General features: G+C 57.7%; 29 protein-coding genes. 17 read left to right on the top strand and 12 right to left on the bottom strand.

The genetic code is table 11. The features are described from left to right. The 8 genes from ACR0CE_RS13260 to ACR0CE_RS13295 form a co-directional block, all read right to left on the bottom strand. The gene (locus ACR0CE_RS13260) at window positions 1-384 is read right to left on the bottom strand and encodes a hypothetical protein (RefSeq protein ID WP_480539419.1); all 384 of its coding nucleotides are present in this window, start codon (window positions 382-384) and stop codon (window positions 1-3) included. Then, window positions 381-1,469 (bottom strand): EscU/YscU/HrcU family type III secretion system export apparatus switch protein, encoded by a 1,089-nt coding sequence (locus ACR0CE_RS13265; RefSeq protein ID WP_480832865.1) that lies wholly within the window; start codon window positions 1,467-1,469, stop codon window positions 381-383. The genes ACR0CE_RS13260 and ACR0CE_RS13265 overlap by 4 nt, the downstream gene beginning before the upstream one ends. Then, window positions 1,466-2,239, bottom strand: coding sequence for a flagellar biosynthetic protein FliR (locus ACR0CE_RS13270; RefSeq protein WP_480832867.1), 774 nt, complete (start codon window positions 2,237-2,239; stop codon window positions 1,466-1,468). Before ACR0CE_RS13270 ends, ACR0CE_RS13265 begins: the two co-directional genes overlap by 4 nt. Beyond that, window positions 2,236-4,263 (bottom strand): flagellar biosynthesis protein FlhA, encoded by a 2,028-nt coding sequence (gene flhA / locus ACR0CE_RS13275; protein WP_480832920.1) that lies wholly within the window; start codon window positions 4,261-4,263, stop codon window positions 2,236-2,238. Before flhA ends, ACR0CE_RS13270 begins: the two co-directional genes overlap by 4 nt. 69 nt (window positions 4,264-4,332) lie before the next feature. Continuing rightward, window positions 4,333-5,031, bottom strand: coding sequence for a transglycosylase SLT domain-containing protein (locus ACR0CE_RS13280; protein ID WP_480832869.1), 699 nt, complete (start codon window positions 5,029-5,031; stop codon window positions 4,333-4,335). A gap of 72 nt (window positions 5,032-5,103) precedes the next feature. Further along, a complete protein-coding gene (locus tag ACR0CE_RS13285) occupies window positions 5,104-5,532 on the bottom strand; it encodes an Lrp/AsnC family transcriptional regulator (RefSeq protein ID WP_480474766.1) in 429 nt (142 codons plus the stop codon). Window positions 5,533-5,583: 51 nt separating this feature from the next. Further along, window positions 5,584-6,903, bottom strand: coding sequence for an MFS transporter (locus ACR0CE_RS13290; protein WP_480832871.1), 1,320 nt, complete (start codon window positions 6,901-6,903; stop codon window positions 5,584-5,586). Window positions 6,904-6,906: 3 nt separating this feature from the next. Continuing rightward, the gene (locus ACR0CE_RS13295) at window positions 6,907-7,164 is read right to left on the bottom strand and encodes a metal-sensing transcriptional repressor (protein WP_480546232.1); all 258 of its coding nucleotides are present in this window, start codon (window positions 7,162-7,164) and stop codon (window positions 6,907-6,909) included. Window positions 7,165-7,297: 133 nt separating this feature from the next. Here ACR0CE_RS13295 and ACR0CE_RS13300 point away from each other — a divergent pair, with 133 nt between their 5' ends. The 7 genes from ACR0CE_RS13300 (at window position 7,298) to ACR0CE_RS13330 (ending at window position 12,078) form a co-directional block, all read left to right on the top strand. Beyond that, window positions 7,298-7,912, top strand: a complete 615-nt coding sequence (locus tag ACR0CE_RS13300) for a ribonuclease D (protein WP_480832873.1) — start codon at window positions 7,298-7,300, stop codon at window positions 7,910-7,912. Beyond that, the gene (locus ACR0CE_RS13305; protein ID WP_480832875.1) at window positions 7,909-8,877 is read left to right on the top strand and encodes a KpsF/GutQ family sugar-phosphate isomerase; all 969 of its coding nucleotides are present in this window, start codon (window positions 7,909-7,911) and stop codon (window positions 8,875-8,877) included. The genes ACR0CE_RS13300 and ACR0CE_RS13305 overlap by 4 nt, the downstream gene beginning before the upstream one ends. Window positions 8,878-8,888: 11 nt before the next feature. Next, window positions 8,889-9,488, top strand: coding sequence for an LPS export ABC transporter periplasmic protein LptC (gene lptC / locus ACR0CE_RS13310; protein ID WP_267363092.1), 600 nt, complete (start codon window positions 8,889-8,891; stop codon window positions 9,486-9,488). Between the two features lie 3 nt (window positions 9,489-9,491). Further along, complete coding sequence (locus ACR0CE_RS13315; RefSeq protein WP_480483925.1) at window positions 9,492-9,983, top strand: LptA/OstA family protein; 492 nt, start codon at window positions 9,492-9,494, stop codon at window positions 9,981-9,983. Further along, entirely contained in the window at window positions 9,983-10,741 is a 759-nt protein-coding gene (lptB, locus tag ACR0CE_RS13320) for an LPS export ABC transporter ATP-binding protein (protein ID WP_480474775.1), read from the top strand. Before ACR0CE_RS13315 ends, lptB begins: the two co-directional genes overlap by 1 nt. A gap of 251 nt (window positions 10,742-10,992) precedes the next feature. Then, on the top strand, window positions 10,993-11,556 hold the full coding sequence (gene hpf, locus ACR0CE_RS13325; protein ID WP_480483926.1) for a ribosome hibernation-promoting factor, HPF/YfiA family: 564 nt from the start codon (window positions 10,993-10,995) through the stop codon (window positions 11,554-11,556). Between the two features lie 57 nt (window positions 11,557-11,613). Beyond that, complete coding sequence (locus ACR0CE_RS13330; RefSeq protein WP_267363095.1) at window positions 11,614-12,078, top strand: PTS sugar transporter subunit IIA; 465 nt, start codon at window positions 11,614-11,616, stop codon at window positions 12,076-12,078. Between the two features lie 52 nt (window positions 12,079-12,130). On the opposite strand, the gene dalA is transcribed toward ACR0CE_RS13330, so the two are convergent. Continuing rightward, window positions 12,131-12,646, bottom strand: a complete 516-nt coding sequence (dalA, locus tag ACR0CE_RS13335; protein WP_480832877.1) for a divisome-associated lipoprotein DalA — start codon at window positions 12,644-12,646, stop codon at window positions 12,131-12,133. Between the two features lie 169 nt (window positions 12,647-12,815). Here dalA and ACR0CE_RS13340 point away from each other — a divergent pair, with 169 nt between their 5' ends. Together ACR0CE_RS13340 and ACR0CE_RS13345 are read left to right on the top strand one after the other, a co-directional pair. Further along, window positions 12,816-13,415 carry a L,D-transpeptidase gene (locus ACR0CE_RS13340; protein ID WP_267363097.1) on the top strand — a complete coding sequence of 200 codons (600 nt, stop codon included), beginning with the start codon at window positions 12,816-12,818 and terminating at the stop codon, window positions 13,413-13,415. Between the two features lie 139 nt (window positions 13,416-13,554). Next, on the top strand, window positions 13,555-13,737 hold the full coding sequence (locus tag ACR0CE_RS13345) for a hypothetical protein (RefSeq protein WP_117870963.1): 183 nt from the start codon (window positions 13,555-13,557) through the stop codon (window positions 13,735-13,737). Window positions 13,738-13,898: 161 nt separating this feature from the next. Here the strand turns inward: ACR0CE_RS13345 and hemH are convergent, their stop codons facing one another. Together hemH and ACR0CE_RS13355 are read right to left on the bottom strand one after the other, a co-directional pair. Beyond that, a complete protein-coding gene (gene hemH, locus ACR0CE_RS13350) occupies window positions 13,899-14,948 on the bottom strand; it encodes a ferrochelatase (protein ID WP_480832879.1) in 1,050 nt (349 codons plus the stop codon). Window positions 14,949-15,005: 57 nt separating this feature from the next. Continuing rightward, complete coding sequence (locus ACR0CE_RS13355; RefSeq protein WP_480832880.1) at window positions 15,006-15,836, bottom strand: methyltransferase domain-containing protein; 831 nt, start codon at window positions 15,834-15,836, stop codon at window positions 15,006-15,008. On the opposite strand from ACR0CE_RS13355, the gene ACR0CE_RS13360 reads away from it, so the two are divergent. From ACR0CE_RS13360 to ACR0CE_RS13375, 4 genes are read left to right on the top strand one after another with little or no spacing between them, the layout of a single operon-like run. Then, the gene (locus tag ACR0CE_RS13360; protein ID WP_480832882.1) at window positions 15,817-16,581 is read left to right on the top strand and encodes a double zinc ribbon domain-containing protein; all 765 of its coding nucleotides are present in this window, start codon (window positions 15,817-15,819) and stop codon (window positions 16,579-16,581) included. The genes ACR0CE_RS13355 and ACR0CE_RS13360 overlap by 20 nt on opposite strands. Window positions 16,582-16,619: 38 nt before the next feature. Beyond that, the gene (grxC, locus tag ACR0CE_RS13365) at window positions 16,620-16,877 is read left to right on the top strand and encodes a glutaredoxin 3 (protein WP_209507200.1); all 258 of its coding nucleotides are present in this window, start codon (window positions 16,620-16,622) and stop codon (window positions 16,875-16,877) included. After that, window positions 16,877-17,707, top strand: a complete 831-nt coding sequence (locus ACR0CE_RS13370; RefSeq protein WP_480559425.1) for a carbon-nitrogen hydrolase family protein — start codon at window positions 16,877-16,879, stop codon at window positions 17,705-17,707. The genes grxC and ACR0CE_RS13370 overlap by 1 nt, the downstream gene beginning before the upstream one ends. Window positions 17,708-17,719: 12 nt before the next feature. After that, on the top strand, window positions 17,720-18,160 hold the full coding sequence (locus ACR0CE_RS13375) for a MarR family winged helix-turn-helix transcriptional regulator (RefSeq protein WP_267363106.1): 441 nt from the start codon (window positions 17,720-17,722) through the stop codon (window positions 18,158-18,160). Window positions 18,161-18,163: 3 nt separating this feature from the next. On the opposite strand, the gene ubiG is transcribed toward ACR0CE_RS13375, so the two are convergent. Further along, entirely contained in the window at window positions 18,164-18,910 is a 747-nt protein-coding gene (gene ubiG / locus ACR0CE_RS13380; RefSeq protein WP_480832885.1) for a bifunctional 2-polyprenyl-6-hydroxyphenol methylase/3-demethylubiquinol 3-O-methyltransferase UbiG, read from the bottom strand. 48 nt (window positions 18,911-18,958) lie between these two features. Between ubiG and pip the strand changes: the two genes are divergently transcribed. From pip to nusA, 4 genes are all read left to right on the top strand, one after another. After that, the gene (gene pip, locus ACR0CE_RS13385) at window positions 18,959-19,936 is read left to right on the top strand and encodes a prolyl aminopeptidase (RefSeq protein ID WP_480832887.1); all 978 of its coding nucleotides are present in this window, start codon (window positions 18,959-18,961) and stop codon (window positions 19,934-19,936) included. Next, complete coding sequence (locus tag ACR0CE_RS13390; RefSeq protein WP_480832889.1) at window positions 19,933-20,754, top strand: ABC transporter substrate-binding protein; 822 nt, start codon at window positions 19,933-19,935, stop codon at window positions 20,752-20,754. The genes pip and ACR0CE_RS13390 overlap by 4 nt, the downstream gene beginning before the upstream one ends. Window positions 20,755-20,914: 160 nt before the next feature. Further along, a complete protein-coding gene (gene rimP / locus ACR0CE_RS13395; RefSeq protein ID WP_480474795.1) occupies window positions 20,915-21,505 on the top strand; it encodes a ribosome maturation factor RimP in 591 nt (196 codons plus the stop codon). Then, a complete protein-coding gene (nusA, locus tag ACR0CE_RS13400) occupies window positions 21,505-23,124 on the top strand; it encodes a transcription termination factor NusA (protein WP_480832891.1) in 1,620 nt (539 codons plus the stop codon). Before rimP ends, nusA begins: the two co-directional genes overlap by 1 nt. The last annotated feature ends 13 nt before the right edge of the window (window positions 23,125-23,137 follow it).

Consider the following 23,137-nt stretch of genomic DNA (forward strand, 5'->3'; position numbering starts at 1 on the left):
TTAACGGGTTTGCTTTCGGGCAACGGCCTGCCGATGGCTTTTCAGCTGCTGCTCCCGCAGGGTTGCGACGGCTTGTTTGCGGCCAAACGCAATTCTGAGCGACTCCAGACCGGCCAGTTTCTGAGCGCGCGTTTGGGCAAGTCGCATGTTCAACGCGCGGCGCGTGGCAGATTCCCAGCCATTCCAAAGAATGTCGGCCCCGGATATCTGATATCCTTCTGTCCAACCGCTGGCTTTGCGCACCTGGTCAAGCTGATGATCCAGTTTCGCCAATTGGTTCTGAATTCTGGCCTCGGCCTCGAGGATTGGGCGGAGTGTCTGAAATTGCTTCTGGAAAGCGACGTCGGCTATTTTGTCCAGCCCGCTTAACTGAGTGTCCTTCATCGGATCTGCTCCTTTGCACGTTTCCGCATCGCTTCGGCGAACCTGATTGCAGCGGCAACGGGGCGAAAATGTTCTTCGGAGATCTCCTGCCCGATGTCGACAGTTGCGTGAAGCGCACGCGCCGTCGGAGGATCCGAGCGGATCGGAACGCCGGCCTGAGCCGCAGCAGAACGGATGGAAGCGGCTACTGCATCCACACCTTTGGCAACACAAACAGGTGCGCTGCCAGTAGCCCTGGTCCATTTCAGTGCAACGGCAAAATGGGTGGGGTTTACGATAACAACATCCGCGCCCGGAACATCTGCCATCATCTGGCTCGAGGCGATCTCCTGTGCACGTTGACGGCGGTGTTGCTTTACATACGGGTCGCCTTCGGCGTCCTTAGTTGCATCCTGGATCTCTTTGCGCGACATGCGGTTCTTGCGCATGTGCTCGGCGTATTGCCACAGAAAGTCGATAACGCCGATGCCGAGTGCGATGGCAACCACAATGAACAGGAAGCGAAACAACAGGTTCATCATCAGCAGTATGGATGACTTTGCCGGGGCCGCGCTGGCAGACAGAATTTCGGCCAGATTCGACTTGATGAAAAGTGCGAGGCACAGGCTGTAAATCGCCAGTTTGGTTGCACTCTTGGCGAACTCGAACAAGCCACCGCGCCCGAACTTGTTTTTGGCATTCGAAACAAGGGAAATCCGCGAAAGCTTTGGTTTCAGTTTGCTGGGGGCGAACACCAGCGTGCGTTGGGCAATCAGGTTTAGCAGAACGGCCACCGCGGGCAGGCAGAAAAGCACGGCAATGGATGGTAACGCGCCACTCAGAATTCCGGCAACCGTCGCTGTCGCAGGTCCCATGTTCAGAAGGTTCGCGATCTGGTCGGATTGGTCGATCAGGACCATCAACAGAGTTCCCAATTGCGCGACCGCGTACTGCCCCGCCGCCAACAATGCGATCAGCAGTCCGGTATATGCCGCAACAACCGACAAGTCGTTGGACTTGGGAACTTCACCCTTTTCACGGGCTTTCTGGAGCTTTTGCGGCGTCGGCTCGTATGACTTGTCGCTGTCGTCATCGGCACCGCTCATCGCTGGCCTCCGATCGGGTTCATGAAGAAGGCAATCAGCGCGTCAGACCAAACAGAGAGGATCAATGGTGCGCCCGCAAACAGCAGAAACAGCCCGGCAAACGTTATTGCTGGCGCGCCCACGAAGGCGACCATCAATTGCGGCATGGCCCGGTTGATAACCCCAAGTGCAAGATTGTAGATCAACGAGGCGATGACGAATGGCGTTGCCAGCGAGAAGGCCAACCCAAAGCTGCGTGAGATTTGTCGCACTCCCCAATGGGACAAATCTGCCGAGCTTGGCACCAACCCCATGGGGAATAGGGCATAACTCTGGATCAGGAATTGCGCGGCCCGTACGTGCAAGCCCATGATGACGGCAAGCGTTAGCCCCGCGATCGTTAGCAGGTATCCCATTGCCGGAACAGGATCAGTGGCCGCCGCACCCAGCAATTGCGACAATGACGTGGATTGCGCGGCAATGGATCCGGCGGTTTGCAGCGCCAAAACAAACAGCCGCAGCCCGGTTCCAAGCGCCAGCCCAATCAGGATTTCTGTCCCAACCAACCGCCCCAGCGTCCACAGGTTGAGAGACAGGTCCAAAGGTTGGGTTGCCGGAAAAATGATCAGGGTAAAGGCGACGGATATCCCCAGTTTCATCCGTGTTGGAATGCTGCGCTCGCCGAAAGCAGGCAGCAGCGAAACCAAAGCAGAGACGCGCAGAAAAACCGCGAAGGCCTGCCAGAGCGGTTCGACCAGCTGCGTCAACAATTCTGGCGGCAGAGCGATCACGCGGGAACAGTTCCTACCAGCGCGGGTTTGGCTTCCAACCCGATTTCCTCAAAAGAAAGGACCGGGTTTGGAACACCGCGCGCATGCATGATCGTACGCAACAACCGGCGTCGCCGGGTCGAGGTCACGACAGCAGGAAACAAACCGTTATCAGCAGATCTGGCGATACTGCTGACCATGCCGTCGGCCAGCTTGTTAAACAGGTTCGGCGGTAGCGCGACATCCAGTCCGGCGCTGGGCGCGTCGACCTGATAGGTGGTGAACGTTTCCTCCCACTCGGGGGCCAGTTGGATCAGCGGGATCGAGCCATCCTCACGCTTCATATCGGCGACCAGTTGAAATCCGAGACGCTGGCGTACCAATTCGCAGATGCCTTCAGGCTGGGTGGTTGTCAGCCGTGCTTCGGCAACGCTTTCAAGGATCAGGGCCATGTTCCGGATCGAAACCCGTTCCTCCAGAAGCAGTCGCAGAACGGCGTGCAATGTGTCCATTGGCACTTTGTCGGGGATCAATTCATCCAGCAACTTGCGGTTTGCCTCAGCCCGAACTGGGTCGCTCAGGCGGGTCATTTCGGTCAGCAGGCGGCGCAGGGATTTCAACGTCAGCAAGCGCGAGAAGTTCTGCTTGATAATCTCTAGCAGATGCGTGGCCAGGATCTCGGGCGGTGAGACGATAGTGGCCCCGTTCAGCGCTGCGTCCTCCTGATGTTTGGGCAGGATCCAGCGGGCAGGCGCGCCGTAAACCGGCTCGGTCACGTCATTGCCTTCGGGCAACAGATCGAACCCGTCCTGAACCAGAGCCAGAACCAGATCGGGGTTCAGAACGCCGCGCGCCTGTTCGACCCCCTGAACCTTGATCACATAGGTTCCGGTTGGCAGGTCGGCTCGATCAGTCAGGCGAATTTCGGGCAGGATCAATCCGAAGGTAGACGCCACGTAGTTGCGCATATTGGCGATGCGGGCATCCAACCCGGTTCCGGGATTCAAAACCAAGCTTACCAGATCGGGTGCGAATTCAAGGTGCACGTCATCCAGGTCCAGAATATCACCAATAGCCTGCGAGACCGACACCTCGGTTTCGGTCGCCTGCGAATGCAATGACGGGTCTGTTTCTTTCTGCTTTTTCCGAATTCTGTAGGCCGCATAACCAAGTACAGCTGCACCGAGGATGAACGGCAGGAAAGGCAGGCCGGGCACCAGCGCAAACAGGACCATAAGAACCGCCACGGTAGACAGCGCAGCCGGATGCCGCCCGAGCTGGGAGAAAATGGCATTGTCGGTGGCACCCTGTGTTCCGCCGCGCGCCAGCAGCAATGCAGAGGCAATCGAGATGATAACCGCGGGGATCTGCGAGACCAGACCATCACCGACGGTCAGGATTGCATATGTCTCGAACGCCGAAGCCACCGGCATTCCGTGCACGATCACCCCCATGACCAAACCCATAACAAGGTTCAAAAGAGTGATCAGAAGGCCAGCAACGGCATCACCTTTGACAAATTTCGACGCACCGTCGAGCGAGCCGAAGAATGTCGTTTCCTGCTGTTCGCGTTCCCGCCGTTCCTTGGCTTGCTGATGGTCGATGGCCCCGGCTGACATGTCGCTGTCGATGGCAAGCTGCTTACCCGGCATCCCGTCCAAGGCAAAGCGCGCGCCGACCTCGGCCATACGGGCGGCCCCTTTGGTGATGACCATGAAATTCACGATCAGCAGCACGCCGAAAACCACAAGGCCCAGAAAGATGCTGCCGCCCATGACGAAATTGGCGAACCCTTCAATCACGTCACCAGCTGCGTTGGGCCCAGTATGCCCCTGACCGATGATCAGTTTGGTCGACGAGACGTTCAGCGACAGGCGCAGCATCAGCGATGCCAGCAGGATCGTTGGGAAGGACGAGAAATCCAGCGGACGTTCGATGAACAGCGTCAGAGTGAAAATCAGGATGGCCAGCGCGAAAGAAGCGGCTAGCCCGACGTCCAGCACCCAGGCGGGCATGGGCAGGATCATCATGACGATGACGGTCATCAGCGCCAGCGCCAGCAGGACAGTGGGTGAAAACAGGGACCGGATGTCAAACTGGGGCACGAAGGTTTCCTAATTGAAAGGGATGAAGGCAGTAACTGTGTCGTTGGTCGGCACCAGAGAGCCCAGGGCAGTGGTGGCGGGTGCGGCCACTAGCATCGGAATCAAGGGCGTTCCGGCCCTTGTGAACGGATCGGGTGACTTGCCAGAAAACCCGTGCGAGGGCGGGTTGTCCAATTGAGCCATCACTGTCTGGAACCGACCACGATAAGCTTCGGCCAGAGCATTCGTTCGGGAATGATACGCCCCGGCCGCAGCCGGCCACGAACCAAGCTCGAAATAAAGGTCTTTCAGGAAGCGGGCGGCGTAGGTTGCGTTCTCATCCGGATCAAACATCGCATCGATCGAGCGGAAGGCCTTGCCATGCCAGCGATAATTGACCTGGAAACACCCGACGTCAAAGCTGCGAGAGCCTGCTTTTAAAATTTTGAAAACATAGGCCTTGGCCTCGGCCTCGGACTTGAACCAATACCCCTGACCTTCGGCATTTATGGCCCAAGGCCAGGGCTGCAACTGCCCGTCTATCTGTCGGCCGGTTTCGACGCGGGTTATGGCGCGCAACACGTCCAACGGAACATCTTCGGACAGTGCCGCACGGCGCGCCGCCTGATCACAAAGCCCGCCTGTTTGTGCTGCGTGCATGGCGGAACCCGCCTGCGCCAACAGCACATGCAGCATCATGAAAGCAATCGGTATTCTGTGAATTGGCATTCTGCGGGTCCGGGATTCTGGTGTTCCCGGCCAAGCTAGACACCGATCGGTTTACAGAGGGTTATCGCAGCCTCAGTTTCGGTCGATCCTGCGCCCGAAAACAACGCTTGTATTGGTGCGCAGGACGCCGGGGATCTTCGCCAGATCGTCCACCAGAATGTCCAGATCCTCCAGCCTCGGGGCATCTGCGGTCAGCATCAGATCGAATTCGCCGTTGATCGATAGGCACAGTTTGACCTCGGGATATGCCTCGAGCCGTTTAAGGATCCGGTTGGTTTCCTTCTGCTGCACTTCCAGCATGACGATGACCTGCACTTTGGGCGTGTCTTCTGTGGACCCAAGGCGCACGGTGTATCCCGTGATTACGCCGCGATGTTCCAGACGACTGATCCGTTCATGCACGGTCGTGCGGGCCACACCCAGCGAGGCCGCGATCTGCGTGGTCGAGGCACGCGCATTGGCTTGCAGGGCGGCGATGATACGGCGGTCTAGCTGGTCCATTGGGGCTCCGGTTTGCGCAAGTCCGGGTTTAGATCAGATGGACATCCTTTCTCAAGGCTCACGCGGCATGCGCGGGTGCAGGTCGTCGATAATAATCGGGTGCGCGTGCGGGCCCGCCCCGGCCAGATGCGGATGATCTGCTGGTAGATCGGGGTGATTGTGAACAACCGGTTCCTGATCGTCACGCGGCCAAAGGCTGACTGCCACAATTACGCCTGCCATGGACAGAATAGACATACTGCCGAGCGCGACAGTCGGCCCATAAACGGTCATTATCCACCCAGCCAGCGGATACAGCACCAACCAGCAACCGTGTGACAGAGTAAACTGTGCGGCAAAGACAGCTGGGCGGTCTTCGGGATGGGCCGAACGGGTCAACAAACGACCCGAAGGCGTAAGGGTTGTAGAATACCCAAAGCCAGTAAAAGCCCAAAAAACGGCAAGGACACCCAGCGTAAGCGGGATCGTCGCGGTCAGAACCGAGGCGACGGCCATAGCGCCCGACGCAAGAATGGCTCCGGACAGCATAACCTTGCGATCCTCGATCCGATCCAGCAGTCGGGGCAGAGTAAACGCCGCCAGCATCGACCCGCCGCCAAATCCGGCCAGTGCAATGGCCACGGCGCTTTCTGACAGGCCAAGGGTGGCCCGCACGATGACCACTGTGTTGACGATTACCATCGAACTCAGCGCTGCGGCGCTCCAGTTAAGCGCAAGCAGCCCCCTCAGCCGGGGCGTTTTCAGATAGATGCGAATTCCGCGTGTCGTGCGGTCATAGATTCCGCGTGGTTTGCTGGGCTTGGGCGAGGGCAGGACGACCGAGACCACCAGCAATGCCGAAGCAACAAATCCCAGCGCTGTGCCCCAGAACAGGCTGTTGAAGCTGACCAGCAACAGAAGAGCCGCGGCAAACATCGGGCTCAGCAGGCTTTCCATGTCGTAGGCAAGACGTGACAGTGACAAAGCGCGGGTATATTCGTTTTCGTCCGGCAACACGTCCGGGATCGTTGCCTGAAAGGCGGGCGTAAAGCCCGCCGAGGCGGATTGTAGCACGAAGATCAGCACATAGATTTGCCAGACCTCGGTCACGAAAGGCAGGCATACAGCGACCGCGGCGCGGATCAGGTCCAGAAGAACCAGCATTTTCCGACGGTCCAGCCGCTCGGCAAATGCAGCGGCCAGGGGGGCCACGGTGACATAGGCCACCATCTTGATCGTTAGCGCGGTGCCCAGCACAAGGCCAGCAGCGTCTCCGGCCAGATCAAAGGCCAGCAGCCCAAGCGCGACTGTGGCCAGCCCGGTTCCGGTCAGGGCGACGATCTGGGCAGCAAACAGGTGGCGGTAGGTCCGGTTTGTTAGAATGCTCAGCATGGTTCAGAGGTATTTCGTAATGGCTTTGAAATCCTCGATCCCGCCGCTATCGCCATCGGAAGACAGGCAATGGTCGATGTGATCATGGATCAAGGCGCGCTTGGCGTTGGTGACCGCTTTTTCAACGGCAAACAGCTGTTGGGCGATGTCAGAACAGGGCGCCTGACCTTCAAGCATGGCAATGACCTTTGCCAGATGCCCGTGGGCCCGTTTCAGCCTTGCCGTGATATGCGGATGCGACTCGCGGGGTACATTTGTCATGATGTATCCCTATCCCCCCCATGAGGATATTGTCAATCTTGTTGCGGGGATTTGCCCGTGACTTTTGGACGGCGTTGAGTTTATGGACCAAACCGCCTATCTCGGAGGCGATACCGCACAAAGGAATAGTCGGGTGGCGAACCATTTGTACAAAAACGACCTGCCGGACGGGCTGGATCTGGGCCCTGTTGTGGCCATTGACTGTGAAACCATGGGTCTGAACCCACATCGGGACCGCTTGTGCGTGATTCAGATGTCGGGTGGTGACGGCAACAGCCATATCGTGCAGGTGGAAAAAGGCCAGACTGAGGCGCCGAACCTATGTGCCATGCTGGAAAACCCTGACATTCTGAAGCTGTTCCATTTCGGGCGCTTCGACATCGCCGCCATGTACCATACATTTGGTGCTCTGGCCGCGCCGGTCTATTGCACCAAGATTGCCAGCCGCCTGGTGCGGACCTATACCGACCGGCATGGGCTCAAGAACCTGTGTCAGGAACTCATCGGTGTCGATATTTCCAAACAGCAACAAATGAGCGACTGGGGCGCAACCTCATTAACGGACGCTCAATTGGATTATGCTGCGTCTGACGTTCTTTATCTGCATCAGCTGCGCGATGCGCTAAACATTCGGCTGGCTCGCGAGGACCGGACTGAAATGGCGCAGGCCTGTTTTGACTTCCTGCCGATGCGTGCGAAACTGGACCTCGCCGGTTGGCCCGAAACGGATATCTTTGCGCACTCATGACCGATACCGAAGCATTCCTGAAAACCGCCCGTCAGGTGGTGACTGACGAAGCCCGCGCGCTGGACGTACTTGCCGACAGTCTGGACGCGCATTTTGCTGAAGCCGTGCAGCTGATCCTTCAGGCCACCGGGCGCATCATAATCAGCGGTATCGGCAAGTCAGGCCACATAGGTCACAAGATTGCGGCCACGCTGGCCAGCACCGGAACGCCTGCCTATTTCGTGCATCCGGCCGAGGCCAGCCATGGTGATCTTGGCATGGTCTCCAAGGGTGATGTGGTTTTGGCGATTTCGAATTCGGGCGAGGCACCGGAACTTGCCAATCTGCTGGCCTTTACGCGCCGCTTTGGCATTCCGCTGATTGGATTGTCCAGCAAACCTGACAGCACATTGATGAAACAGGCCGACGTACATCTTCTGATCCCGTCGATGGGCGAGGCCTGCGGTTTTGGTATGGTGCCGTCGATCTCCACAACGCTGACCCTTGCCATGGGGGATGCACTGGCGATTGCCCTCATGAAATACCGCGATTTCCGGCCCGAGGATTTCCGTGCCTTCCATCCCGGTGGCAAACTGGGTGCGCAGTTGAGTACAGTACAGGATCTGATGCATGTCGGAGAGGCCCTTCCTCTGGTTGCGGCACATACTCCGATGAGCGATGCGCTGATCGAAATCAGCCAGAAGGGGTTTGGTGTTGCTGGCGTAACAGACCCGCAGGGTCAATTGGCAGGGATCATTACAGACGGTGACTTGCGGCGCCACATGGATGGGCTGCTGAACAAAACGACCGAGCAGGTCATGACCCCCAACCCCACAACCATATCCCCGGGTGCGTTGGCGGAAGAAGCGGTAGCAATCATGAATGATCGTAAGATCACCTCGCTCTTCGTGGTTGACGAGACGACATCAGGTCAGGCTTTGGGGCTGCTTCATATCCACGACTGCCTGCGCGTCGGTCTGGGCTGAGGGAGGCTGAAGTGGACAGATATTCCCGCATGGTGCAGTTCCTGAAGGTGCTGTTGCCGCTTGCGGCTATTGTGATGTTGTCCACGGTATTCCTGCTGTCCCGCAGCATCGAAACAAACGTTTCCGTGCCTTTCGCGCAGAAAGACATTGATGAGAGACTGGCACAACAGGTGGTAACGCGGCCGGATTACCGTGGAACGACCCGCAAGGGAGAGACCGTGCATATCGAGGCGGTGCAAGCCACGCAGGGCACCGAGGCGTCGGTTCCGACCGCGTCCGAGTTTCGCGGCCGATTTGGGCTGCTCAATGGCGGCACAATTACGCTGGATTCGAATTCCGGCCTGATCCGTCCGGATAGTGGAACAGCAACCTTTGTTGGTGACGTGGTCATCACCACGGCGGATGGGCTCAAGGTCACGACGGATCTGCTCAATACCTCGTTGGACGAAGTCCGGGGCGATACGCCGGGGCAGGTGAACGGAACCGGTCCGATCGGTAACTTTTCCGCGGGGCGTATGACCTTTGGCACTGAAAAAACGGACGGGCCGGTCCATATTGTTTTTACAGATGGTGTGAAGCTGGTATACGAGCCTGAAAAAGCAGAAAGATAACTTGTGTTCGATTTTCGATTTGTTCCTTTGTGCCTCGCCTTGATCGCGGGCGCCGCGCCCGTGACTGCGCAAGAGGCGCAGGTGGCTTTTGGGTCCGCGAATGCCGATCCGAGCCTGCCGGTCGAGGTGACATCGGAAACCCTGAACGTCAATCAAGAGGACGGATCGGCCGAGTTCATCGGGAATGTCATCGTCGTACAGGGTGAAATGCGACTGACAGCCGAACGCGTGCTGGTTATCTACAATCAGGAACGCTCGGCGATCGAGCGAATGGAGGCCACCGAGAATGTGGTTCTGGTCAGCCCGCCGGATGCAGCGGAAGGCGACTGGGCTGAATACAAGATCGGCTCGGGTGAGATTGTCATGAAGGGCAATGTCCTTCTGACACAGGGCCCCAGCATCATCAGTGGCGATCAGATGAACGCCAACCTGACATCGGGCACTGCGACAATGACCGGGCGGGTCAAAACGATCTTGCAGCAGGGAAACAACTGATGGCGCGTCCCGATCTGAAACTGACCGAGGGCAGTTCCGGGCTGCGCATCGAGAAGCTGCGGAAGTCCTACAAAAAAAAGACGGTGATCCGCGATGTTTCGATGACGTTGGGTCGGTCCGAAGTGGTGGCGCTGCTGGGGCCGAACGGGTCTGGTAAAACCACAACGTTCTATTCAGTTGCGGGCCTTGTGTTCCCAGAGGCGGGAAAAGTCACGATCGACGGCCAGAATGTGACTACTTTGCCGATGTACCGGCGGGCACGGATGGGGATCGGCTATTTGCCGCAGGAGATGTCGATCTTTCGCGGCATGAGCGTCGAGGACAACATTGCTGCCGTTCTGGATATCACGGTCTCTCATGCACATAAGCGCAAAGAGCGTTTGGAAGAGCTGTTGTCTGACTTCTCGATCGAACACTTGCGCCGGGCCCCGGCTCTGGCGTTGTCAGGCGGCGAGCGCCGCCGTGTTGAGATCGCGCGCTGTTTGGCCGCAGACCCCAAATACCTGCTGCTGGATGAACCGTTTGCAGGCGTTGACCCGATTAGTGTCGGGGATATTCGCCATCTGGTCGCGGATTTGAAAAAACGCGGTATTGGTGTGCTGATCACCGATCACAACGTCCGGGAAACGCTGGAAATTGTCGACCGGGCCTATATCCTGCATGACGGTCAGGTTTTGATGTCCGGTACACCTGATGAGGTTGTCGAAAACGAGAATGTGCGCCGCGTCTATCTGGGCGAGAATTTCCGCATTTCATAACCTTGCGCGGAGTTGTGCCAATTGCATGGCGGAAATCGCGTATATACACATCTGTTTTGATTGACTCTTCCCTCGTCTCTTGCCTCAATTGGCTTATGGCATTTACCCGGTTCCAGTCTGGATCTCGATGTCCCTTCTTCGAAGGGCTGGAAACAAGGCAACCGCGGAAAATGTCTCTACCCCCCACCCGATAAAAACAAGCTCGTCGCGTTTGCGGCGTCAGAATGGGTGTGAATTGTGAAGGAGATCACATGCGTTACCAAATCAGCGGAAAACAGATCGACATCGGTGCGGCGTTGCAGACACACGTGCAGACCGAACTGAATGAGGTCGTGGGCAAGTATGCGCAGCGGCCTACGGATGCCAACGTCGTCTTTTCCCGTTCGGCGCATGAATATGTATGCGAAACAACGGTGCACCTGTCCACTGGCCTGACGGCGCAGGCCAAGGCCCATGCAACCGAGATCTACGCGGCATTTGAGGCATGCTGTGATAAAATGGAAAAACAGTTGCGTCGTTACAAGCGCCGCCTGAAGGACCACCACAAGGATCGGGCCGAACCGGTTGAACTCTTTGGGGCGTCCTCTTATATCCTCGCTTCTAATGAATCGGAGTCGGTCGAAGAACCCGAATCGCTTCAGCCAATGATTGTGGCTGAGATGGAAACAAAAATCCCATCTTTGAGCGTTGGAGAGGCCGTTATGCAAATGGAACTTGCCGGTGCGCCAGTACTGGTGTTCAGAAATGAAAACAAGGACGGATTGAATGTCGTTTATCGTCGCGAAGACGGTAATATCGGCTGGATTGATCCGTAACAGGCAAGGATACGGGGCTGCACCCGCTGATGCGGGTGCGTGCCATGGAGCGTGATCATGGAGCTTTCGAGCATACTGAAGCCCGAAGCGGTGCGTGTATTGTCCGCGGCTTCCAGCAAGAAGCGGCTGTTTCAGGAAATCGGTGACGTCGCCGCGGCGACGCTGGGCATCGATCCTCAGGAAGCGGTTGATTTCCTGCTGGAGCGGGAAAGCCTTGGACCGACCGGTGTCGGCCATGGTGTGGCGCTGCCGCATGCGCGCCTGCCCGATCTTGATTCGGTTTCAGGTGTTTTTGTCATGCTTGAGAAGCCCATCGATTTCGGTTCGGTTGATCGCCAGCCTGTGGACATTGCCTTCGCGCTGTTTGCACCGGAAGAGGCGGGTGTTGATCACCTCAAAGCTCTGGCGCTGGTGTCTCGCACATTGCGGGATACTTCGGTTTGCACCAAGCTCCGGGCGAACCCTGATCCGGTAAAGCTCTATGCGATCCTGACCGAGGCGCAGTCTATGCAAGCCGCCTGATTAACAAAAAAAAGCCCCCGAAAACCGGGGGCTTTTTTTTTATTTGACCGGATCAACCACCGGTTCCCATTTCCAGCGTCCACCAGATTTTACCACCGCCTTCCTGATGCCAGGCGAATCCCATTTGGGTGGCTTTGGCGTCCATGATGACAGACCTTGGTCCAGGTTCCTGCATCCATGCGGCAAGTGTTTCCGTCTCGGTCTCGTAGGTTTCGGAAATGGCTTCCCCCAGGAACGTTCCGAAATAGCCGACACGCGCTGCCCGGTCGATTGGTGATGAACCGTCTGACCCAAAATGCCAGGGCCGGTTCTGCCGCGACATATCCTTCGAATGTGTCGCTGCCGCTGCGTTCAGCTGCGCGTTCAGCTGTACGGGCTGCAACCCCTGAGCCTGACGCAAAGCATTGACCGAATCAAGCATGCGGAACTGCAGCTTGTCCGGATTGCCGCGGATCTTGTACACGGTCGGCAATGGGCGACCATCAGATCCCAGAGTGGTTGAGCCAGTGTTGGTACATGCCGCAAGTGCGACAAAGCAAATCAACAGTAAAGAAACGATGCGCGTCATGTTCGACCTGATTATTGTATCACAACAGGGCATAGCGCGCCTGCTTGTTCTGAGCAAACGCGCAATGGCCACAACTTGCGTGATTCTGCCGGTTTGGTTTGCGACTGAAGCATTCTGGCAATAGAATGCCTCTGATTTCAGACCTCACCTAAACACAGGACCCGTCGTCATGGTCAAAAAGCGCATTCATTCGCCCACCCGCAGGGGGTTTCTGGCAGGGGCTACCGCCACTCTGGCTACACCGGCACTGGCGCAATATATCCCGGGTGACCCGCTGCGCCCTGCACCCGAAACCGAACCGGCAGTTCGACGCAACGTATCCGGGTTCCGGGCATTGGATTGGCAACCGTATTTCTCGAACACCAGAAATGGCGCCATACTGGTCGACACCGTCTCAAGAGCGCTGCATTACTGGTCGGATGACCAAACAGTCTATAAATTGTACCCGTCGTCGGTTCCGCTGACCGAAGAACTCACCCGGCGCGGGCGCACCAGTGTGATCCGCAAGGTCGAAGGCCCAAGCTGGTCTCCGACGCCGTCGATGAAGAAGAGAAATCCGGAATGGCCGGACTACATTCCTCCGGGTCCTGATAACCCATTGGGAACACACGCTTTATACCTAAGCTGGAAGTATTATCGCATTCACGGGACGCACGATACACGCAAAATCGGCCGAAGATCTTCGAACGGCTGCATCGGCCTTTTCAACGAAGACATCGCCGAGCTGTTTTCGATGGCGAAGGTTGGCACGCAAGTGTTGCTAATTTGACGACATTTTCGTGTACGAACCCGCTCACCGGTCAAGTTGCAATTGCATTCCCGCTCTAATGCTGATTAGAAAAAACTACGAGGTAAGTCTTAGATGTGCGGCTCCGGATATTGGAACCGTGCAAATTCTGGAGGTTAATATGAAGAAACTCGTTCTCGCCGCAGCTCTGACTGCAGCAGCTTCGACTGCATATGCTGGCAACCTGGAAGAGCCGGTTGTTGAAGCACCAGTTGTTGTTGAAGAAACTCAGGGTTCGTCGCAGGGCATTCTGCTGCCGCTGATCCTGCTGGTCGTTGTTGCTGCTGCTGTTGCTGCAAGCTAATCCGACACGGAATTCATGAAAAAGGCGGTGGAGCAATCCACCGCCTTTTTTAATTCCAACAGGTCTTCAAGCCTGTTGCGCGCCGGGGGGATACTGACAGGCCAGTATCAAGCCGAGCTTGACGTTCTCATAGGAAATGCGGGTTGCGTTCTAGAAACGCTTTACGCCAGCCACCCGCACAAATTATCTTCGATCACCTTTCCAAGTGCCGCGATATGGGCGTCGTCATCGTTAAGGCATGGAATATAGGTAAACGTCTCCCCGCCTGCTTCTTCGAAGCTTTCTTTTATTTCTTCGTTAATCTCTTCAAGCGTTTCGATGCAGTCCGCAGAAAACGCCGGGGCAATAACTGCAATGTTCTTTTTGCCTTGCTTCGCCAGGTCGGCCACGTGATCCACCGTGTAAGGTTTCAACCATTCTTCGGGGCCGAAGCGCGACTGGAAGGTCGATACCAATTGATCATCTGTCCAGCCCAGCCGCTCCTTTAACAGCCTCGTCGTTTTAGCGCATTGGCAGTGATAGGGATCGCCCTGCTGAAGATACCGCTCGGGCATCCCGTGATATGAGCAGACAAGAATGTCGGGCTTTGTCTCCATAGCCTCGTATGCGCGTTCAACAGACTGTGCCAGCGCATCGATATAGACGGGTTCATCGAAATAGGCCGGAACGGTTCGCGTCGCGGGCTGCCAGGCTTCGTCCATCAGTGCGCGAAAGAACTGGTCGTTGGCGGTGGCCGTCGTTGCGCCAGCGTATTGAGGGTAAAGCGGAAAAAACAAGATGCGATCGCACCCTGCCGCTACCATCGCGCGCACTTTGGATTTGGTCGACGGGTTGCCGTAACGCATACAGAAATCGACCATGACCTGATCACCGTATCGTGCGTGCATCGTCTGGCTTAGCTTGGCGGTCTGGTCCTTGGTGATGGTCATCAGCGGGCTTTCGCCCTTTTCCTGGTTCCAGATCGATTTGTAAGCCTCGCCGGAACTGAAAGGTCGCTTGGTCAGGATGATCGCCTGTAGAATCGGTTGCCATTTCCACTTTGGATAATCGATGACACGCTGGTCCGACAAAAACTCATTCAGATATCGGCGCATCGGCCAATATGTGTAGTCGTCCGGCGTGCCCAGATTGGCCAGCAATATGCCGACGCGCCCCATCCTGATCTTGGGGTGATCCGTAGGAGCGTGAGCGGGTCGCGTGGCATCAAACATATGAGGCTTCCTGAATTTCTTGCGTTAGGGCCTGAAATAAGGGGATTTGGTCGCGCGTCAATCGGGCAGTTTGCCCTCGTCCGTGCGCAAGGCGTCAGCCAAACGTGCTTGCGCCGACCCAGGACGCAGTGGTTTGGGTTGACTGTCGTGGGGGGACCATCCGGTCAGGCAGATCAGTTCGAACGTGGCTGCCAGACGTCCCGATACTGTGGTGAAATGAGACGCGTAGATGTTTTGCGCGGCCTCAAATACTGCGCGTTTGGTCGGGTGTTTCAGTCGCCCGGATAACGCATTGGCCTCACCCATATGCCGCAGATCGTGCATCAGGTGCCAGATGTCACGGTACTCAGCCGTGAGCGGCACCGAGTCTGCGACTGGCAAGGCCAGACCTGCCCGCTGCAACAAACCGCCCATGTCTCGCAACCCGGCCATCGGGGCGATGCGGGGGCTGAGGCCACCGGTAACGTCAATCTCGGCCTGACCCAACGCCGCGCGCAATTCGTGCAGCGTTTCGCCGCCCAGACAAACAACCAGCAACAACCCGTCGGGTTTCAGCGCGCGGTGGCATTGGATCAACTGGCCCACCGGATCGTTTGCGCAGTGCAGTGTCATGGCGTGGATAACAAGGTCATGGGCGCCGGGTTGCAGTGCCAGCACGTCGTCATCCGCAATGATCGAGGCTTCGGGAAACGCGTCCGTCCAAAGCTGCGGGTATGCGGTCACGATCGCTGCCGCCGTAAAGGTTTTGTTAACCATGGAGAGCCGATCCTGAACCTCGTCCATCGCGGCGCGGTGCAGAAAAAGGGCGTCATCCTGCACGCGGCTGCGATGACGCAGAATGGCGGCACGGTCAAAAAGTGAGGGTGCAGTGGGTTCGGGCAGTTTCATAGCTGGCAAGTATCGCATCGCGCAACGGATTCAAACCGCACTTGCGCTGATTTATCCACCACGTTGCATGGGGTGCGGCGACCTGACCGAGTCCGATTTTGGCCTGTGTGGCCCATGCTGGCGGGAAACGCCATTCATTGGCGGCACGGTCTGTGAAAGTTGCGGTCTGCCCCTGATCGGGGGGCAGGACGAGTTTCGGACCGAGTGCGATGATTGCCTGAAGACCGCGCGCCCCTGGAGGGCAGGCCGCGCGGCGCTTTTGTATGACGGCAAGGCGCGGTCACTGATCCTGGCGCTGAAACATGGTGATCGGCCTGAACTGGCCCGCCCTGCCGCACAGTGGATGGCGCAGGCAGGGCGCCCATTGCTGCGACCGGATATGGTGATTGCTCCGGTTCCTCTGCATTGGTCGCGCTTGCTCAAAAGGCGATACAATCAGTCAGCTCTGTTGGCGCAGAACCTGGGGCGTGAGACAGGATTGGAATGCGTGCCCGATTTGTTGATTCGCAAAAAGAAGACGCAGGTATTGGATGGCAAAACAGCAGCCGAGCGGGCACAGATTTTGGAAGACGCAATATGCCTTCACCCCCGAAATGCCCGACACCTTATTGGCCGGGACATTTTGCTGGTGGACGATGTGATGACGTCCGGGGCGACGCTGGCCGCATGCACTCGGGTCTGTCAGGCGGCGGGAGCAAATCATATTTTCGTGTTGGCTCTGGCGCGCGTTGCCAAGGATGCCTAATTCGCCCAAGATTGCGCGAAATCCAAAGGGAACGGAAAATGAAGTCGGTAGAGATCTATACATCGCCACTGTGCGGCTTTTGTCATGCGGCCAAACGCCTGCTGAAGCAGAAAGGTGTCGAGTTCAAGGAGATCGACGTGTTGATGCACCCCAAACGCAAACCTGAAATGATTCAACGTGCCGGGGGTAAACGCACGGTCCCGCAGATTTTCATCGGCGCTACGCATGTCGGCGGTTGCGATGATTTGTACGAGTTGGAGCGTCAGGGCAAGCTTGACCCTCTGCTTGCGGCCTGATGAAAACCGCGCTGCTGCAAATCACCTCGTCGGACGATCCGGCTGAAAACCTCGGGATGGTACGAGGCATGATGGCCGAAGCGGCAGAACAGGGCGCCCGCTTTGTTCTGACACCAGAGGTTACGAATTGCGTTTCGACCAGCACCACACGGCAGCGCGCGGTTTTACAACATGAAGAAGATGACATCACCTTGGCGGGCCTGCGCGAACAGGCTGCTGATCTGGGTGTGTGGCTTCTGATCGGCTCGTTGGGGCTCAAGACCCATGAGAGTGACGGTCGCTTTGCCAATCGTTGCTTTATGATCGGACCGCAAGGTCAGATCGTGGCGCGGTATGACAAAATCCATATGTTCGATGTGCAGGTCACCGAGACCGAGACGTTCCGCGAATCAAAGAATTACCGCCCAGGCGAAAAAGCGGTTATCGCAGATACGGATTTCGGCAAGGTTGGTCTGACCATCTGTTACGATATCCGCTTTCCATATTTGCACGCGGCACTGGCGCAGGCGGGCGCGCGCATTCTGACCGTCCCGGCCGCGTTCTCGCCGGTCACAGGTGCCGCGCATTGGGAAGCCTTGCTGCGCGCACGTGCAATCGAAACCGGGTGCTGGGTGCTGGCCCCGGCCCAAACAGGGGAACATCCAAAAACCGGCGGTAAAACACGCTATACTCACGGTCACAGCATGGTCGTCGACCCGTGGGGAAAGGTGCTGATCGACGCAGGGACCGATCCAGGCATTCACATTTTCGATTTGGATGATAGTTCTGTGACTGAGGCACGGCGACGTGTCCCTTCACTGCACCACCGCCGTTCCTTCGACGGACCCTGACAGAACGGAACAATGACAGACGACACCAATGCCCTTGCGGTCACGCTGTTCAGCGAGATCCTGACCGCCGACCAGCTATTGCGGAACCGGCTTAGCCGGGTGCTGCCCAAGGGCATGGAAATCTCGCATTTCTCGGTTCTGAACCACTTGGCTTTTGTCGCGGATGAGCGTAGCCCGGCGCAGCTGGCCAACACGTTCCACGTGACCCGAGGGGCGATGACCAACACCTTGGCCAAGCTGGAATGGGCCGGATACATCCACATCCGCCCCGACTGGGACGATGCCCGCCGCAAGATGGTCGCGATCAGCCCCGCCGGTAAACGCGCGCGGGATCAGGCGATTTCCTCGATTGCTCCGTTGATCAACCGCGTGGTCGGAGAGTTGGGGGACGACCGTGTTCGGTCGACACTGCCAGTGCTGCGCGATCTGAGAAAACAGCTGGAAGGGGAATAACCCTCAGCCCGGCTTCACACTCGCCGTCACATAGTTCACGCTTAGATCCCGGTCCGAGATCGACCAACTCCAGAGGATCGGGTTGAAGACGAACCCCTTGCGGTCCACCGGGTCCATCCCCGCCTGACGCAGCAGGTCGAACAACTCATCAGGGGTGATGAACTTGTTCCACTCATGCGTGCCGCGCGGCAGCCAGCGCATGACGACCTCGGCCCCGAAAATGGCCATGGCATAGGATTTCGGGTTGCGGTTGATGGTTGAGCAGATCAGCAGCCCACCCGGCTTGAGCAATTGTTGCGAGGCGGTCAGGAAACCCTGTGGGTCGGCCACATGCTCGACCACTTCCATGTTCAGGACCACGTCGAACTGCTCACCTGCGGCGGCCATGTCTTCGGCTGTGGTGTGGCGATAGTCGATCTCCAAACCGGATTGCTCGGCATGGATACGCGCAACAGGCAGGTTGCCTCCGGCGGCATCGGCCCCGACGACCTCGGCCCCCAGACGTGCCATGGGTTCGCTTAGCAGACCACCGCCACAACCGATATCCAGCAGGCGCAGCCCTTCGAACGGATTTCGCGCTTTCAGATCACGGTCGAATTCACCGGCAATCTGCTGTGTGATATAATCCAAACGGCAAGGATTCAGCATGTGCAACGGTTTGAATTTCCCATGAGGATCCCACCATTCCGCCGCCATCGCTTCGAATTTTGCGATCTCGGATGGATCCACCGTGTTCGGATGCGCTTGCATTCCTGTCTCCGTATGCTCTTTTACGCTTAAGGACTATATAGGGCCATAATGGACAAGTACCCGGACCAAAAGCGCGCAGTTCAATATCTGTACCCGCCGATCGATCCGTTCGACCAGCGTATGGTCGATATGGGCGACGGGCACCGTATCTATGTGGAACAATGCGGTAACCCCGAAGGCATACCGGTGGTGATCCTGCATGGCGGCCCAGGCGGTGGCTGCAGCCCCGCAATGCGGCGTTATTTTGATCCACAGGCCTACAGGGTGATTCTATTTGATCAGCGTGGGTGTGGCCGGTCTCGCCCCACGGCTTCGGTTGAAAACAACACGACATGGCATTTGGTGGCCGATATTGAACGGTTGCGCGACCTGTTCGAGATTGATGAATGGATTGTTTTTGGCGGCAGCTGGGGCGCGACCCTTGCGTTGATCTACGCGCAGTCGCATCCAGACCGGGTCAGCCGATTGGTGCTGCGCGGTGTGTTCCTGGCAACTGACGCTGAACTTGACTGGTTTTATGGCGGCGGAGCGGGACGTTTCTGGCCGGAACAGTGGCAGAAATTTACCTCACTGTTGCCCGAGGTGGAGCTGAAGGACACCATCACCGCCTACAATAAACGCCTGTTCTCGGGGGACCGCGCGACCGAGACCCTGTATGCGCGGGCATGGTCGCACTGGGAAAATGCGCTGGCGTCGATCCACACGAACGGATCAGTGGGCGAAAGCCCCGGCGAATACGCCCGTACATTTGCCCGGCTCGAGAATCACTATTTCTACAATAAGGCGTTCCTGGAAACGGATGGGCAGATTCTAGATCAAATGGACCGGATTGCTCATATCCCGGGTCACATCGTGCAGGGGCGATACGACATGATTTGCCCGCCGCAGGCCGCCTGGTCGCTGAGCGAACGCTGGCCGAATGCCGAGATTAAGATGGTGCGTCAGGCCGGTCATGCGCTTTCTGAACCAGGGATCAGCGCAGAACTGATCCGGATCATGGATCGCGTGGCGGAGGGTTTGGCATGACACGCATCGACCGGCGTGCCTTGTTTGCCTCGGGTGCCGCAGCCGCGCTGCTTGCCGCGACTGGCGCATCCCTGGCGGACAGACCCGAGAAAGGCGGCACGCTGCGATTGGCCGTACCGCGCGACGACAGTCTTGAGCAGGTGGCACGCGGTGCGGTTTTCGACACGCTGACCGAGATCGCCCCGGATGGCACTTTGCGGGGCGAGCTTGCGACGGGCTGGCAAACCAACGCCGATGCGAAGGTCTGGAGCTTTGATCTGCGCAATGATGCGGTGTTCCACGACGGCGCGCCTTTGGACATCTCAGACGTTGCGACCGTATTGGCCGAAGTCGGGTATACCGAGGCATTGACCGCCAACCGTTTGCGGCTGGAACTGGCCGAGGCAAATCCGGGCCTTCCATTCCTTTTGGCGGAAAGTCGTTTTGTCATTGCCCGCTATGGCGAAGGCGTCACGCCGCTACACAGGGCCAACGGTACGGGTTGCTACCGTGTCGAGCGCGCCGAAGACGGGCGACATTTCCTGGGTCGCCGTGTTTCGGGACATTACAAGGACGGTCAGGCCGGTTGGGTCGATGCATTCGAAGTGATCGTTATTCCCGATGCCCGTGTCCGCGCCGAGGCATTGCGCGATGGCTACGTCGATATTGCGGCTTTCCCAGATCCGTCCGAGATCCGCAGTACGCGCGGTTTTCGCTTCCATCCTTCCGAGACCGATATGGCACTGGCCGTTTCAGGGGCAGTGGGATTGCCGCGGCAGATTGCCGGACGCACGGTTCTGGACGACGGTCGTATCGCTGAACGGTGGTGGATCGCGTAATTCCGGGTGATACTTCTGTCGGGGGTTGCAGACTCGGATCATCCTGCGTATATGCAGTTTCAACAGCGGCGCGTTGGACTTCCGGTCCAAGGCTCCACCGGAAAATTCGACGGGCCGCGCGCCCGTTTTTTTGTGCCCGATTGACAGGGTAGAGAACCTGATGACAAACGACCTGATAGCCAAAGCTGCCATCGACCGGCGACTTGCCGAGATCATCACCCCGGTGATCGAAGACCTGGGGTATGAGCTGGTCCGTGTCCGGCTGATGAGTGGCAAGCAGACCACGCTGCAAATCATGGCTGACAAACCCGAAGGCGGCATCGAAGTGGATGACTGCGCCGAGATTTCGAATGCGGTCAGCGCCACCCTGGATGTGGAGGACCCGATCCTCGACGCCTATACGCTTGAGGTGTCCAGCCCCGGTATCGACCGCCCCCTGACGCGCCTCAAGGATTTTGAGACTTTTGAGGGGTATGAGGCCAAGATCGAAACCTCTGAACTGATCGATGGCCGCCGCCGGTTCAAAGGGGAACTGGCCGGGATCGAAGGAGAAGAGGTTCTGATCAATATTCCCGAAGGGTCCGAGACGATCACAATCGGCCTGCAATTCGACTGGCTGAGTGATGCCAAGCTGGTCCTGACCGATGATCTGATCAAAGAAATGCTGCGCCAGCGCAAAGATGCGGGCGCCCTGAACGAAAAAGCTTTCGACGAGATTGAGACCGAAGGGTCCGAAGAGGAGACGAACTGATGGCAATTACCTCAGCCAACCAGCTGGAGCTGCTGCAGACTGCCGAGGCCGTGGCCCGCGAAAAGATGATCGACCCTGGTCTGGTTGTCGAAGCGATGGAGGAATCGCTCGCCCGCGCCGCCAAGAGTCGCTACGGCGCCGAGATGGACATCCGCGTGTCGATCGACCGCAAGACCGGCAAGGCGACATTCACCCGTGTGCGCACCGTGGTCGAGGATGACGAGCTTGAGAACTATCAGGCCGAATTCACCGTCGAACAAGCCAAACAGTACATGGAAGACCCGCAGGTCGGTGACGTTTTTGTTGAAGAAGTGCCGCCGGTCGAAATGGGCCGGATTGCGGCGCAGTCCGCCAAGCAAGTGATCCTGCAAAAGGTCCGCGAAGCCGAGCGTGATCGTCAGTATGAGGAATTCAAGGATCGTGCGGGCACCATCATCAACGGTGCCGTCAAGCGCGAAGAATTCGGCAATGTCATCGTCGATCTCGGCGGTGCCGAGGCTGTTCTGCGCCGCAATGACAAGATCGGTCGCGAAAGCTATCGCCCGAATGATCGTGTGCGCGCGTATATCAAGGAAGTCCGCCGCGAAGTGCGTGGCCACCAGATCTTCCTGTCGCGTACCGCGCCAGAGTTCATGGCCGAGCTGTTCAAGATGGAAGTGCCGGAAATCTATGACGGTATCATCGAGGTCAAGGCCGTGGCCCGTGACCCCGGTTCTCGCGCCAAAATCGCCGTGATCTCGTATGACGGCTCGATCGACCCTGTTGGCGCCTGCGTTGGTATGCGCGGCAGCCGCGTGCAGGCCGTTGTGAACGAACTGCAGGGTGAGAAGATTGACATCATCCCGTGGAACGAAGACCAACCGACCTTCCTGGTGAACGCGCTGCAACCTGCCGAGGTTTCGAAGGTTGTTCTGGACGAAGAAGCAGGCAAGATCGAGGTTGTCGTTCCGGAAGAGCAGTTGTCTCTTGCAATCGGTCGTCGCGGTCAGAACGTGCGTCTGGCAAGCCAGCTGACCGGGCTGGATATCGACATCATGACCGAAGCTGAAGAATCGGCGCGTTGTCAGAAGGAATTCGAATCTCGTACCAAACTGTTCATGGACAGTCTGGATCTGGACGAGTTCTTTGCGCAACTGCTGGTTTCCGAAGGCTTCACCAACCTCGAAGAAGTTGCCTATGTCGAGATTGATGAACTTCTGGTCATTGACGGCGTCGACGAAGGCACTGCGCAGGAACTTCAGACCCGGGCGCGCGAGTTCCTGGAAGCCCAGGCCAAAGCCGCTCTGGATGCGGCGCGCGCACTGGGTGCCGAGGACAGCCTCATTGAATTCGAAGGCCTGACCCCCCAGATGGTAGAGGCGCTGGCCAAGGACGATGTGAAGACGCTGGAAGATTTCGCAACCTGTGCAGACTGGGAACTGGCCGGTGGCTGGACCACGGTCGACGGTGAACGCGTCAAGGATGATGGCGTGCTGGAGCCCTTTGGCGTCACGCTCGAAGAAGCACAAGACATGGTCATGACTGCGCGTATCCTGTTGGGTTGGGTTGATCCGGCCGAGTTGGAGCAGGCGGAAGAAGACATCGACGGCGACGCAGCAGACGAGGAGGTCGAGGCCTGATCTCAGGTCTCGG

The sequence above is a fragment of the Ruegeria sp. L11 genome, from assembly GCF_056531755.1.